This window comes from Microvirgula aerodenitrificans DSM 15089, from assembly GCF_000620105.1.
Taxonomy (GTDB): domain Bacteria; phylum Pseudomonadota; class Gammaproteobacteria; order Burkholderiales; family Aquaspirillaceae; genus Microvirgula; species Microvirgula aerodenitrificans.
In genome coordinates this window covers 41,409-54,201 of sequence record NZ_JHVK01000018.1, presented here as the reverse complement: position 1 = coordinate 54,201, position 12,793 = coordinate 41,409, and the positions used below count along the sequence as shown (strand labels likewise).

The following is a 12,793-nucleotide window of genomic DNA, read 5'->3' as shown; positions in this document are numbered from 1 at the left end:
CAATGAATGCAAATTTTCCGGGAAGTTACGCACCGGGGGGCAAGTCACGTCTGGGCGTCGACACAGTGCGTGCCGCCGCGTCCGGGCGCTGGCCGTCGATCCTGGCTGATCTGGGTATTGCAGCCGCCGTGCTGGGCAAGCGTGGCAACCAGCCTTGCCCGGCCTGCGGTGGGCGCGACCGTTTCCAGTTCATTGACAAAGACGCCGGCCGTTTCGTCTGCCGCGCACTGGACCGCCAAGGCGGCGACGGCTTTGCGCTGGTCGAGCACTGGCTTGATTGCGGTTTTGCCGACGCGCTACGGGCCGTCGCCGGCGTACTGGGGCTGGCGGGCGACGCAGAGCTGTCGCACCCCTCGCTGCCGCACCGCGAGGCTGTCAACCCGACACCCTGCGCCAGCGCCGACCGTACCGACCGTCTGAGCGCGCTATGGGACGCTGCCCGCTCCGTCACCCCCACCGATCCGGTCGGGCGCTACTTGGCCAGGCGCGGGCTAGGGGCGGTGGCCGACACTTGTCCGGCTGCGCTGCGCTATCACCCGGCGCTGCCGTACTGGCACCCAGACAGCAACGGGCGCGCGGTGGAGCTGGGACGCTTCCCGGCTCTGCTGGCACGGCTGATGGCCCCGGACGGCACGCTTGCCGGCCTGCACCGCATCTACCTGAGCGTCAGCGGCGACAAGCTGATGCAGTGTCTCGCCGGCGAGCTGCTGCCGGCCAAGAAGCTGGCCACCGTGCGCGAGGGAGCGAGCAAAGGCGCGGCGGCACGGCTGTACCCACCTGAGGCGGGCCGGCTGGCGCTGGCCGAGGGCATCGAAACCGCGCTGGCTGTCGCACAGGGTTCCGGCTTGCCGGCATGGGCGTGCGTATCAGCCGGTGGGCTGGCGCGGGTGATCCTGCCGCCAGAGGCGACCGACGTATGGGTTTTTGCCGACCACGATGCCAGCGGCACTGGCCAGCGGATGGCCGAGCGACTGGCGCGACGCCTTCGAGGTGAGAGCCGGCGCGTGCGGGTGCTGCTGCCTGAACGGCCGGGGGTGGATTGGCTGGATGTGTGGAGCGAACAACAAAAAAGGAACGCCACATGAGCGCGAATGCAAGGAAAGCCGAAGCGGCCGTCTATGGGGTGCTGGATATGCTGGCGGACAGCGGCGGCGCTCTCGACGCTAACGGTATTGCCGAAGTGCTGTTTTCACACTTCGCGGCCAACTGGGCTGCCCTGTCGCTGGATGACAAGGTGGTTATGGCCCATGCCGTTGCTGCCCTGAGTCTTGCCGGCCCCTGCATCGGGCCGATTGGGCGTGCCAGCCTGGACGACATACGGCAAGCTGCCGCGCGTGGTGAGCGTATCGACGCCTTGCCTGTGGGAGGGTGGTGCCATGAGCGCGAATGACCTGCAAACCCTCAAGGACGCGGCAACCCTGCCGCCTGATCTGCTTAAACCGCGCTTTGACGTGACCCGTGACGGTGTGTTCTACGTCGGCACCAAGACCGACCGCGACAGCGGCGAGGTGGTGGAACTGCCTCCGCTGTGGCTGTGCGACCGTCTGGAGATTGTCGGCAGCGGCATCGACGACGGCGGCGACGCTTACCGTCTGGTGAAGTGGATCAGCCGCATGGACAAAGAGCCGCGCCTCATTGCCATGGCAAATGCCTGCATCGGAGAGCGGGATTGCTGGGCGCAGTTGCGCGCGGGCGGGCTGGCACATTCGCCGCGCCGCGCCGCACTAGAACATTTGGCGCTGTACCTGCAACGGGAAGGGGCGACCGCGCTGCACCACGTTACTGAGCGCGGCGGCTGGCGCAATGGCGCGTACATTCTGCCGTCCGGGGAGGTAATCGGAGAGGCCCGTCCGCCCGTGTTCTATCACGGCGATACCAGTAGCGCCGCAGCCTACCAGCCGCGCGGCACGGCCGAGGGCTGGCGGGACAGCGTGGCGAAGCTGGCGCGGGGTAATACCCGGCCCATGCTGGCCATCGGCGCGGCGCTGGCTGCTCCGTTGCTGCATCTGGTTGAGCTGGAATCGGGAGGCATTCACCTGTTCGGCCCGTCCGGCTGCGGCAAGACCACCAGCGCCAAGGCCGGTGCGAGCATATGGGGAGAGCCGCGCGGCCAGGTATTGAACTGGGACAGTACCGCGCTGGCACTAGCCAATGCTGCTGCCGCGCGCAATGACGGCCTGATGCTGCTGGACGAGATGGGCCAGGGCGATCCGCGCGCCGTCAGTATGGCGGCTTACCGGCTGTTCAACGGCACCGGCAAGATGCAAGGGGCCAAGGACGGCGGCAACCGTGAGCAAGCCCGCTGGCGTGTGCTGGTGCTGTCCACTGGGGAAATCGACCTGTCCGCTTTCATGAGCAGCGGCGGCCACCGCACCCATGCCGGGCAGGAAGTGCGGCTGGCCAGCCTGCCGGCCGACGCCGGCAAGGGGCTGGGGGTGTTCGATACGCTCAATGGCTACGCCAGTTCGGGCGATCTGGCCGAAGCGCTGGAACAGGCCGCCACGGCCCAGCACGGCACCGTTGGACGCGCCTTTACTGCCCATGTCGCCGGCCAGCCCGACACCATCACCCGCCGTCTGCGCCTCGCCATCGAGGACGTGCGCGCAACGCTGCCCGCTGAAGCGAGCGGACAGGTTCGCCGAGTGGCCGCCCGCTTTGCCGTGATTGCCGAGGCGCTGGAACTGGCAACCGACGCCGGCCTGACTGGCTGGGAGACTGGCGAGAGCCGCGCCGCCGTGATCGGCTGCCTGTGCGACTGGCTTGACCGCTACGGGATCGGCAACCGCGAAGAGGTGCAGATCCTCGAGCAGATGGAGGGCTGGTTTGCCCTGCACGCCCGGGGCCGCTTCATCAACTGGGACAGCGCCAGCGGCGATAGCGAACCGATGATGAAGGACTGCGCCGGCTACTTCCGCCGGAGCGCGGACGGGCTGCAATGGCTGGTGCATCCCCATGTGTTCGTTAACGAGATCGCCGCCGGGTTTGACCGCTCGGTGGCGGCGGACGTGGCGACCAAGGCCGGGATGCTGAAGCGCGGCAGCGATGGGAAGGCGACTTCCATGCACCGGACGCCAGACCATAGCGGAGGACGCCGGTTCTACAACTTCACCGCCACCACGCGCCAGCACGGGGAGGGGGCGGATTGAACGCCACACGCACGAGAAAAATCGGTGAAACAGGTGAAACGGTGAAACAACCTATCCGAAAGCCTTATCTGTGGTTGGTTTTGGCTGTTTCACCGTTGTTGCACCTGCTGGTTATCCGGTGAAACAACGGCGGGGATTTTGGGCTTGTTTCACCTGGAATCCCCTCCCCATGAAACGGAGGTGAAACAGCTAGATCGGCCACAGTGGCGGGTTTGCGTGGCGTGTTTCACCGTTTCACCTGTTTCACCACGTTTTGTGCACATATAGAGAAAAGCCGTCATATGCGAGGCTGCAAGCAATGACAAAAGAATCAATCGCCCTCGCCACGCTGGACGAAGCCGACCGCGAGCTGTTCGAGGAAGGCGCCGCTGTCTGCCAGTTCGCCGGCTGTGTGGCAGCGCTGCCGGAATCGGAGGCTGCATGACCAAGGCCGGGGCGAGGGTGCCGTGAGGGCTGGCCGGGGAGATTGTGGCGCTACTGTCCGACGCCGGCCGGGAGCTGACCCTGAGCCAGATACAAACGCACCTGGACGGATTCCGCGAGCTGCCCGAGCTGTCAGCGGCGATGGTCCGTTTGCATCGCAAGGGGCTGGTGATCGCCGAACTGGTGGAGCGACCGACTGACCGGGGTAGCCGCGTGGTGAAGTGCCATCAGCCTGCCCGGACGAACGATCAATACCGTATCGCGGCGTAGCGATACATTAAGGAAACAGACATGAGGGACACCGCCAGAAAGCGCGCAATCCTGAAAATGCTGGAAGTGCAAACCGAACGCGACCGGCTGGAATACGGGATACCACCTTACACCGCAACCACCATAGCCGAAGAGATCGGCGGAAGCGTTCAGTCCATCGCCCGTACCCTGCGCGGCATGGCGAAGGATGGGCAACTGATTGCCGTGCGGGATCGGCAAGAGGTCTGGAACGCCATAGCAGACGGCCACATCGAAATGACCGTCACCGCCTACTACAGCGCCCGCACGATGGAGCACGACATGGCCGCCGCCAAACTGTGGGCTGATGGCGCAGACGAGCGGCAGAGACTTGCGCTGGAAGGATTCTCCCAAGCGTTCGGCATGGTGCGGCAATGACCTGCTGACCGATTCCGGCTGCCCTGTATGGGGGCGGGGGGCGGTCGAAAGTCTGGCCGGGATCAGGCCATAGACCGCCCGTTCCCTCACGTGCGGAAAATTTCTCCCCGTGGCGATTTTGTTAAAGGGCCATTCCTGTCCTGTTTCCTTGACTGGCGCGGGTTTGCGCCGCATTCACGCTTAGTCGGATGTTAAAGCGGTGTTAAAGCTGGCGGGCCGTCTGCCGGCCGGTGAACACGCTCGCACCTGTCCGAATGGCTGTTTTCAAAATCAACCCCATGAATGGGCCGTGAGAGGAGGGGGCGCAGGATTATTTGAGTCCCTAAAAGGACGTGTGCCCTTCGGGCTTGGTCGCACGGCACGGCCATACCGGGATTTCCCGGTTTCGCCCGTCGGCAAGCAGGGGGCTGGCAGCCAAGCTGTAGACCCGGCATCCTGCACGCATTGCAAAAGCCAAAACTGGCTTTTGTTGCCAGTGTGCCCACGAGCGCCCCGTGCAAGTTGCTGGACCCAAGCGAGGGGCTTGGGCGAGCACGGGTTACTACCGCCCCGAACTGAGGCACCGAATTTCCGCAGTCATTGAGCGGGGCAGGCTGACTTGAAGTGAGGCAACCACACAGTGCCGGCCAAGTAGCCGGTACGCATCAGGTACGCAGGGAATCCCCGTACACCGGGGTTACGCGACCAGTACGCGCGCGTACAGCAAGACTCCGGACCATAACATTTGATAACAACCGGCTAGCGACCAGCGCCCGCGCGAATAGCCGGCTGACAAACCTGGCACCTGAGAAAGCGGCTCTATGCCGGCCCGTCGAAGGCGTGACGGATGGCCTCAAGGCTGGGCAAGGAAGTGAATGTGTTGGTATTTTTGTTGGTACTTGGCAAATTAGGCATCATTGAAACCTAGCATTGGCGGCATTTTTGAGGCGTTTTGTGATTGCCGCCGTCCCACCAATTCTGAAACCCCAGCCACCCTTGGTTGGGGTTTTTTCTTGCCTGATCGTGCTGGTCCTCGTGCAAGGTGCAGCTCCGCCTGATCTCCTCCCGAAAAACCGTAGCGGAGAGAAGTAGAGATTTCTGGCAAATTTGAGCCCATCGGGGCAGGAGATTTGTCATGAAAAAATCGAAGTTCACGGAAGAGCAGATTGCCTTAGCGCTGCGCCAGGCGGCATGTTGTGCCGAACTATTCGCTGCAGTTTTTGCCGTGATTGCTGCCGTTGTTCTCCGCAAAGCGGATGTAGTGGCGCAGTTCGGGCATGCGACGGGCGAATCGCGCCACAGTGGGTGTGGATGGGTGTCAATCTGGAATTGAGATCTGCCTTTTATTTCCCGATCGGGAAATAAATGACCGGGCCATGCCCTAATCACACTGAAATTTCCCGATCGGGAAACTGAGCAAGCCATGACATCCATTCGATCACCTCAACAACTCGGCGATGCACTACGTGCCGCCCGCAAGCAGCTCGGGCTGACCCAGCCCCGGTTGGCTCTGGCGGCCGGGGTGGGGGTGCGCTTCATTGTCGATCTTGAAGCAGGCAAACCCACCTTACGACTAGAGAACGTACTGCGGGTCATTGATGCCCTGGGGGGAGAGATCCATTTGAGCGGGTTGCCATCAGCCATGGACAACGATCACCGCGAGGGTGGCAACCATGGCGCATGAGCTGGAAGTCTGGCTTTTCGCCGATCGTGTCGGCACGTTGGCACTGGTCGATGGGCGGCTACGCTTTTGCTACGCACCCGATTGGCTGTCACACAAAGACACCGTTGCCTTGTCAGCCTCGCTGCCCCTGCAAGCGGAACCGTTCGATGATCGCAAAACGCGTCCCTTCTTTGCCGGTCTTCTACCCGAAGGGCAGATGCGCCGCCTGATTGCGCAGCAGTTTCAGGTGTCTGGCCAGAACGACTTTGCGCTGCTGGACCACATCGGCGGCGAATGCGCCGGGGCCGTGACGTTCCTTGAGCCGGGGCAGTCCAATCATAGGGCAGGAATGCCTACTGGAGCCGGGGCAGTCCATTGTGTATTTTCAATAGTCGCTTGATGCGGGGTGTCATCCCACTCTTGTTTGCAGGATTCTGCTAACAGCAAGGACAAGCCATGAGCGGTCGGTTCCTGCACACTTCAGTCAATCAGCATGATGCTCGCCTGAACGAAGTGGTCGCCAGGCAGGGCAAGGCGTGGGCTCAAGGTGAATTGCTACCCAGCTGCGGCGCACTGATGGCTTCTATGAAGCTTCTTGCCGCACCTTCCATGCTCTCGTCGGTGGTCTTTCCGCGGTGGGAATAGGCAACACCGAAGCCCAGATTTTTCTGCACCGGGTGGCGGCAATAGCGGGACGTCACCTGCAATTTGAGCGCTTGCCTGCCTGTTGGCGTAAGGGCTGCCGTGTCATCAAAAGTGATATGAACATTGACGCATGGACAAGTGCGATCTTCGTCATATTGGTAGTCAGAAGCCGTTTCAACAAACCGTGGCGGAGGATTCATTGAGGCAATGCGCTTTTTGACGAAGTCAACGAAGCTGCCGCTGTCGGGGGTCGGAGGCATTTCAAATACAAATGCTTGTGCCCCATAGGTCTCCGTACTTTCAGCCCCTCTTTTTCCGAAAGAAAGGCCATTGCTTGCCACGCCTGTCACGATCCACCCCTCAGAGTCCGGTGCGTATACCGGCAATATGCGGCTGGGGAAAAATTGCTTCGGGCTTACCGGTTGGCCAGGCGACAGAGCCCAGGTGGTACCGGCAACCAGGCAACCGAGCACAAGGACGGCAATTTTTTCAGGAATGGTCATTTTTCATGAAATGAATGGAGACAGGGAAGGCAGGTCAATCATCAGTATGGGCCCGCAAGCAAGAGAAAGGGGTCAATCCCTTCCGCCTGCCGGACAAGTCCTTGCAGCATCAGGCATGATCTGCTCAAGTTTTCGGCGAGCCTGTATTCTTCAAGGCGGGATGCCGCCATGGATGGGTATGCGGCCGGCGCAAAAGTATTGCCCGTCGGGGCCGGAATGCTATCAGGTTCAATGCCTGCTCGCGATAAATCCTGACAACGCGCGAATGTGCCCTCCTGCTTGCGCAGGAGGGCATTTGAACGACTGGCAGAGAGAAACTAGAACCGATAGTTGCTGCTCAGCAGAAACGCGCGCGGGGCGCCGGGCTGGATCTGTGCGGCGCTGGTGGCGCTGGCGTAATAGCGGTGGTCGGTCAGGTTGGTGACGGCGGCTTCCACATCCCAGCTTCTGGTGCGATAGCCGGCGCGCGCATCCCAGCGGCCATAGCCGGGCAGCAGCACGCTGTTGGCGGTGTCGGCGTAGCGCTGGCCGACGGCGGTTACGCCGGTTTCGGCATACCAGCCGTTCTCGGGGGCGAAGCCGACGAACAGGCTGCCGTTATGGCGCGACACATTGGCCGGGCGCTTGCCCTGGCGGTTGGCCTCGGCACGGACGACCTCCGGGTTCTGCAGGGCAAGGCCGCCGCGTGCATACCAGTCGCCGACCAGACGGCCGGTCAGCGTCAGTTCCATGCCGCGCGTGCGCTGCAGGCCGGTCAGTTCCACCCGGGACGGATCATTCGGGTCGGTGGTGCGGCGGTTGTACAGCTCCAGCGAGTACAGCGACAGCGTGCTCGACAGCTTGCCGTCCAGCCAGTCGCTTTTTACCCCGGTCTCATACTGGCGTGTGTACTCCGGATCGAGTGCATTGCTTGTCACCCCCGGCGTGATGCCGATGGTGCCGCCGCCAGCCGGAGCGAACGTCTTGCTGTACGACGCATAGAACGAGTGGTCGCGCAGCGGTGTCCATACCAGCCCGATGCGCGGGCTCAGCGAATGGCTGGAGCGGCTTTCCGACTTGCCGTTCAGCTGGTTGCTGCTGTCGATGTCGAAGCGGTCGTAGCGCAGCCCGGCCAGCAGCTTCCACAGGCCGAGGCTCAACTGGTCCTGCAGGTACAGTGCCCGGGTATCGACCCGGTGCTGGTTGTCGCTGTTGATTTTCATCGCCCCGTTGTACTGCAATCGGGTATCGGGGTCGGTGATCGACAGTGACGGCACCGGGCTGGCGTTCTGGTACAGCTTCGGATCACGCTTCTGCTTGCCGATTTCAATCCCGGCCAGCAACTGGTGGGCCAGCGGGCCAGTGGTGAACTGGCCCTCGGCCTCGAAGTTGCTGGTGATGTTCAGGGCGTTCAGATCCTGGATCCAGCGCTGACGCGTGACCCGGTTGCCGCTGACGCCGGTCTGGTAGGTGTTGTCGAAATCGCTGTCCAGCCTGATGACGCCGAGCAGGTGGCGCAACTGCCAGTGCTCGTTCAGGTCGTAGCTGAGGCGCGAACGCAGCGACTGTGTTTCATCGCGGATGTAGTCGCGTGCCGCATTGCCGTACACGGTATCCAGCGCCACATCGGCCGGACGGCCGTTGATGCCGGGAATCCCGCGGTCCGGCGTGCGGTCGTACAGCCCGTACTCGTACTGCACCAGCCAGTTGAGAGACGGGGTCAGGCGCCAGTTCAGCGACGGGGCAAACAACTGGCGGCGGCTGTGCAACGCGTCACCCCGGAAGCTGTCGGACTCTTCCTGCGCGGCGTTCAGGCGTACGGTAATGTCATCGGACAGGCTGCCATTGAGGTCAGCCTGCAGGCGCCACAACCCTTCGCTGCCGACCCGGGCCGAGACGCTGGACGGCAGACCCGGCTGCGGCTTTTTGCTGACCCGGTTGACGATGCCGCCACTGCTGCCCCGGCCATAGAGCACGGCGGCCGGGCCTTTCAGCACCTCGACCCGCTCGATATTGCCGAGGTCGCGGCTGTACTGCATGTCATCGCGAAAGCCGTCCAGATACAGATCGTTGGCCGCGCTGAAGCCGCGGATCGAGACGCTGTCGAAACGGGTGTCGCCACTGGCGTCGACCCCCGGCACTCCCGTCAGTGCCTGGCTGAGGTCGGTCTGGCCATAGGCATCGAGGTTTTTGACCGCGACGGCATCGATCGCCTGCGGCACGTAGCGCGCCGGTGTGCGGGTGCGGGTGGCGGTGGTGACCTCGGGCAGGCGCGGATCGGCCAGCGGCTGTTCGCTGCTGACGGTGACCGTTTCCAGGACAGTGTCGCTGTCGGCGTGGACGAAGGAGGGCAGCAACATCAGGCCCAGGGCCAGCGGTGACAGGGTAAAGGCGGGGAACGGTCCGGAAGATGCCATTTGCAGTTTTTTGTATGGTAAAAACGCGAATGGTAATGATTATCAATAAATGCTGTCAATTCCCGTCTTGCCATCTGAACTCACTACGGTATGCAGTGCTACGCCCGGCGGGCAATCAGGCGCTCATGGCTTTCGGTGACCAGAATCAGCGCCCCGTCGGCGTCGAACTCGAACCAGCGAACCTGCCGCAGCAGGCTGAGGAAGTGCTCTTCCTGCTGCATCAGTGCCGGGGCACAGTGCATCATGGTCGTCATTGCCAGCGGGATGCGCAGGGTTTCGCCACCGATCTGGTAACCGCCGACATAGCTGTTGCAGGAAGCCTGGCCGGACAGGCGGCCGTCTTCGCCGAAGTCGATCGTGACATGTGAGGCATCGATCAGCCCGCGACCGGCGATATCCTCGACCAGCCATTCCCCGCCCTGCAGCAGCGAGGCCGGATCGCCGCCGCAGCCGATAAAGCGCTGGTCACCATGGCGGACCTGTACCGTGTCCGGATACGGCATGCCGCTCATGCTGTCGAGGCAGCGCTGCTCGCTGATATCCACGATCAGCGGTGTGCCGTCGGCATGGCCGGCATAGCGGGTGCGGGTGCCGCTGCGCACCGCTTCGGGTGTCGGCAGCTTTACCCGGATATCTCCCCGGGCGGTCGAAAAACGCAGACCGGGGCCGTCGAAGTGCAGATCCAGCAACCAGCCCGGTTCGTTGCCACTGGCACGATACGGCTTCGGCCTGTCCATCCGGCAGGTTGCATAATGCTTGCCGCGCACCATGACCAGCGCGCTGCCATCCTCGCTCCAGAACGAGGTGTGCGGGTCATCCTCGGCCACAAACAGCATGCCGTGCGCCGTGGGCGTTTCGTGCAGCGTGTAATGGCGCGAGGCCGTCGTCATCCGCATGCGGTCGCCGGCAAAACCGATAGTGACTGTGCCGGGGGCGCAATCCGGCGTGGTCACGAAGGTGAGTGCCTCATCGGCGACCGGGGTGGCACGAGGTGACGGGGGAGCGGCACAGGCAGACAGCATGAGGATGGCGACGAGGGAAAGGCCGGCGCGCAGTATCATCGGATTCTCCGGGCAAGGGCAGGCGGCAGGGTACCGGAGCGGTGCCCGAGCGCCAGCGCTACCCGGGCCAGGTCGCGGAAACATAAATCCTTGTCCTTGTCATGGACGAGTAAGCGACTGATTTTTGAGATAATTCGCCGCAGGAGGTAGGAAATCATGGCGACCGTTATCGCTTATATCGTTTTGGGTTATTTCTTCTTGATGCCGCTGTGGGTCTGGTTTGCGTACAAGGCCATGGACCGACTGGAAAAGCGCGTGCCGCGCCGACAGGGCAAGCGTCGTTTCGATGCGCTTGATCCGTTCTATGTGCGTTCGCCGTTCAGCTTTGGGCACTGATGCACAGTAAATCCGGTTCTAAAGAACATTTTTGTTATAAACATCTGTTATATTTGAATTTGACAATATAGAAGCGACGCGGCACGATAGCCGCATTCTTCTACGCCGATTTGATCACAGCTTGCGGGCGTAAAAACTGCTAAAGCGTCAGGGGTGCCTATTGCGCCCCCAGTGCCAGCCGTTCTTGAAGCCCGCCATGATCGTCATCGGCGGGCTTTTGTATTTCAGGCCGTGCCGGACCGGCACGGAAAGTGTGAGCATGATTGAACTAATCGAGGTCGAAAAGACCTACACCCGGCCTGACGGCGGCACGTTCCAGGCAGTAGCCCGGACCACGCTGTCGATCGAGGACGGGGAGATTTACGGCATCATCGGCCGTTCCGGTGCGGGCAAATCCACCCTGGTCCGGCTGATCAATCTGCTGGAGCGTCCGACTGCCGGCCGGGTCGTTATCGACGGCGAGGACGTGACCGCACTCGATGCGGCAGGACTGCGCCGGCTGCGTCAGCGTGTCGGCATGATCTTCCAGCATTTCAACCTGCTGTCGTCAAAGACGGTGGCCGACAACGTGGCCTTTCCGCTGAAGATCAGCGGCACCCGGTCCCGGGACGAGATCCGCAAGCGGGTCCTGGAACTGCTCGACCGGGTCGGACTGCGCGAACAGGCCGACAAGTATCCGAACCAGCTGTCCGGCGGGCAGAAGCAGCGCGTCGGCATCGCCCGCGCGCTGGCAACCGACCCGAAAATCCTGCTGTGTGACGAAGCGACCAGCGCGCTGGACCCGGAAACCACCCAGTCGGTGCTGCAACTGCTGGCGGAGATCAACCGCGAACTCGGGCTGACCATCGTGCTGATTACGCATGAAATGGACGTGATCCGCCGCATCTGCGACAAGGTCGCGGTGCTGGATCGTGGTCAGGTGGTCGAGAGCGGCAATGCCGCCGACGTGTTCCTGCACCCGCAGCACACGACCACGCGGCGTTTCGTGCAGGAAACCGAGCATGTCGACGAGAACGAACAGTACGCCGACTTCGCCCAGGTGCCGGGCCGCATCGTGCGCATGACCTTCCGTGGTGAAAGCACCTATGACCCGGTGCTGGTCCAGGTCGCGCGCAGTACCGGGATGGACTTCAGCATCCTGTCCGGCCGCATCGACCGCATCAAGGACACCCCGTATGGCCAGATGATTCTGGCGCTGTCGGGGGGGGACCAGGATGCCGCGTTGCGTCAGATTGCCGAATTCGGCGTGATTGTGGAGGAACTGCGCGCATGAACGCGATGTTTGCCGATCTGTTTACCAATGTCGACTGGATGGATATCTGGCTGGCGACCGAGGACACGTCAATCATGGTGGCGGTGTCGCTGGTGTTTACCGTGGTGTTCGGGCTGCCGCTGGGCGTGCTGCTGTTCCTGACCAGCAAGCAGCAACTGCTCGACAGCCCGCGGCTGTATTCGATGCTGTCGTTCATCACCAACCTGCTGCGTTCGCTGCCGTTCGTGATTCTGCTGATTGCGATGATTCCGCTGACAGTGCTGCTGACCGGCACCTCGATCGGCGTGGCCGGCGTCATTCCGCCGCTGGTGGTCGGTGCCACGCCGTTCTTCGGCCGGCTGGTGGAAACGGCGCTGCGCGAAGTCGACCGCGGCATTATCGAGGCGTCGCAGGCCATGGGCGCGACCACCCGGCAGATCGTGATCAACGCTCTGCTGCCAGAAGCGCTGCCGGGCATTCTGGCCAGCGTGATCGTGACTGCCATCACCCTGGTGTCGTACTCGGCCATGTCCGGCCTGGTTGGCGGCGGTGGCCTCGGCGATCTGGCGGTGCGCAATGGCTACCAGCGCTTCCAGACTGACGTGATGATCGTCACCGTGGTCCTGCTGCTGATCATGGTGCAGGTGCTGCAGATGATCGGCGACCGCCTGGTCCAGCATTTCTCCCGCAAATAACCGTTTTTCTGTCCCCCGGTCCGTGGGA

General features: G+C 62.6%; 15 protein-coding genes and 1 pseudogene. 13 read left to right on the top strand and 3 right to left on the bottom strand.

What is annotated here, in order from left to right; genetic code table 11:
• Positions 1-2: 2 nt before the first annotated feature.
• The 9 genes from Q352_RS0114170 (at position 3) to Q352_RS22890 (ending at position 6,277) form a co-directional block, all read left to right on the top strand.
• Positions 3-1,085, top strand: a complete 1,083-nt coding sequence (locus tag Q352_RS0114170) for a DUF7146 domain-containing protein (RefSeq protein ID WP_084300209.1) — start codon at positions 3-5, stop codon at positions 1,083-1,085.
• Positions 1,082-1,390, top strand: coding sequence for a hypothetical protein (locus tag Q352_RS0114165; protein ID WP_028499910.1), 309 nt, complete (start codon positions 1,082-1,084; stop codon positions 1,388-1,390). Before Q352_RS0114170 ends, Q352_RS0114165 begins: the two co-directional genes overlap by 4 nt.
• The gene (locus Q352_RS21245) at positions 1,377-3,146 is read left to right on the top strand and encodes a DUF927 domain-containing protein (protein ID WP_051528980.1); all 1,770 of its coding nucleotides are present in this window, start codon (positions 1,377-1,379) and stop codon (positions 3,144-3,146) included. Before Q352_RS0114165 ends, Q352_RS21245 begins: the two co-directional genes overlap by 14 nt.
• Before the next feature lie 298 nt (positions 3,147-3,444).
• Positions 3,445-3,570 carry a hypothetical protein gene (locus tag Q352_RS24335; protein ID WP_276324997.1) on the top strand — a complete coding sequence of 42 codons (126 nt, stop codon included), beginning with the start codon at positions 3,445-3,447 and terminating at the stop codon, positions 3,568-3,570.
• 44 nt (positions 3,571-3,614) lie between these two features.
• Positions 3,615-3,839 (top strand): hypothetical protein, encoded by a 225-nt coding sequence (locus Q352_RS22410; RefSeq protein ID WP_051528979.1) that lies wholly within the window; start codon positions 3,615-3,617, stop codon positions 3,837-3,839.
• A 21-nt stretch (positions 3,840-3,860) separates the two neighbouring features.
• A complete protein-coding gene (locus tag Q352_RS0114150) occupies positions 3,861-4,235 on the top strand; it encodes a hypothetical protein (protein ID WP_028499909.1) in 375 nt (124 codons plus the stop codon).
• A 1,114-nt stretch (positions 4,236-5,349) separates the two neighbouring features.
• Positions 5,350-5,547, top strand: a complete 198-nt coding sequence (locus tag Q352_RS23475) for a hypothetical protein (RefSeq protein WP_156952561.1) — start codon at positions 5,350-5,352, stop codon at positions 5,545-5,547.
• Between the two features lie 90 nt (positions 5,548-5,637).
• Positions 5,638-5,898, top strand: coding sequence for a helix-turn-helix transcriptional regulator (locus tag Q352_RS0114140; protein WP_028499908.1), 261 nt, complete (start codon positions 5,638-5,640; stop codon positions 5,896-5,898).
• On the top strand, positions 5,888-6,277 hold the full coding sequence (locus tag Q352_RS22890; RefSeq protein ID WP_211249634.1) for a HipA N-terminal domain-containing protein: 390 nt from the start codon (positions 5,888-5,890) through the stop codon (positions 6,275-6,277). Before Q352_RS0114140 ends, Q352_RS22890 begins: the two co-directional genes overlap by 11 nt.
• 142 nt (positions 6,278-6,419) lie before the next feature.
• Here Q352_RS22890 and Q352_RS23470 read toward each other — a convergent pair whose 3' ends face one another.
• From Q352_RS23470 to Q352_RS21235, 3 genes are all read right to left on the bottom strand, one after another.
• Positions 6,420-7,025, bottom strand: a complete 606-nt coding sequence (locus Q352_RS23470; RefSeq protein WP_156952560.1) for a hypothetical protein — start codon at positions 7,023-7,025, stop codon at positions 6,420-6,422.
• A 317-nt stretch (positions 7,026-7,342) separates the two neighbouring features.
• Positions 7,343-9,421 (bottom strand): TonB-dependent receptor, encoded by a 2,079-nt coding sequence (locus Q352_RS0114130; protein WP_028499907.1) that lies wholly within the window; start codon positions 9,419-9,421, stop codon positions 7,343-7,345.
• A gap of 98 nt (positions 9,422-9,519) precedes the next feature.
• Positions 9,520-10,482 carry an META domain-containing protein gene (locus tag Q352_RS21235; protein WP_051528978.1) on the bottom strand — a complete coding sequence of 321 codons (963 nt, stop codon included), beginning with the start codon at positions 10,480-10,482 and terminating at the stop codon, positions 9,520-9,522.
• Positions 10,483-10,638: 156 nt separating this feature from the next.
• Between Q352_RS21235 and Q352_RS0114120 the strand changes: the two genes are divergently transcribed.
• The 4 genes and pseudogenes from Q352_RS0114120 to Q352_RS0114110 all read left to right on the top strand — a co-directional run bounded on the left by Q352_RS0114120 (position 10,639) and on the right by Q352_RS0114110 (position 12,765).
• Positions 10,639-10,818 carry a hypothetical protein gene (locus tag Q352_RS0114120; RefSeq protein WP_028499906.1) on the top strand — a complete coding sequence of 60 codons (180 nt, stop codon included), beginning with the start codon at positions 10,639-10,641 and terminating at the stop codon, positions 10,816-10,818.
• 259 nt (positions 10,819-11,077) lie between these two features.
• Positions 11,078-11,812 (top strand): annotated as a pseudogene (locus Q352_RS0114115) (methionine ABC transporter ATP-binding protein); the annotation flags it as partial.
• A gap of 66 nt (positions 11,813-11,878) precedes the next feature.
• Positions 11,879-12,091 carry an NIL domain-containing protein gene (locus tag Q352_RS24545; protein WP_281660801.1) on the top strand — a complete coding sequence of 71 codons (213 nt, stop codon included), beginning with the start codon at positions 11,879-11,881 and terminating at the stop codon, positions 12,089-12,091.
• On the top strand, positions 12,088-12,765 hold the full coding sequence (locus Q352_RS0114110; RefSeq protein ID WP_028499904.1) for a methionine ABC transporter permease: 678 nt from the start codon (positions 12,088-12,090) through the stop codon (positions 12,763-12,765). The genes Q352_RS24545 and Q352_RS0114110 overlap by 4 nt, the downstream gene beginning before the upstream one ends.
• Positions 12,766-12,793: the final 28 nt, after the last annotated feature.